The following is a 347-nucleotide window of genomic DNA, read 5'->3' on the forward strand; positions in this document are numbered from 1 at the left end:
TTTTCTGTTGGCGTTTTTCTTGTCTGTCATTTCTGGAATCGTACAAGCCGTCATTATTCAAAAAATTGGCCTGATACATCTTGACCATTTCCTCATAACTGGGAAAATCCAGGTAATTACTCATGCCAAAATCTGAAACCAATTTGAGCTGGGCTGTCTTTTCTGGGTTGAGAATGTAGCGAATTAGGTTCTTTCGATACTTTCGACTATGTGTGGCATAATGCTTAGTGATGACCATAGAAATCCCTTAGCTGTTCAGCCTTGATTTGAAAATCTTTCTCCACTTCCGATACCAGCTCTGCCATCCCTTGACCTAAGCCTTGAAGCTGCTCCATAGAAATCAGATG

Annotated in this window: 1 pseudogene; it reads right to left on the reverse strand. The window is 40.9% G+C overall.

The window, feature by feature from the left end:
* A pseudogene (locus tag C1E99_RS02115) lies at nt 1–238 on the reverse strand (relaxase); the annotation flags it as partial.
* Nucleotides 239–347 lie beyond the last annotated feature (109 nt).

Source organism: Streptococcus suis, assembly GCF_002964045.1.
In the GTDB taxonomy this organism is placed as follows: domain Bacteria; phylum Bacillota; class Bacilli; order Lactobacillales; family Streptococcaceae; genus Streptococcus; species Streptococcus suis_U.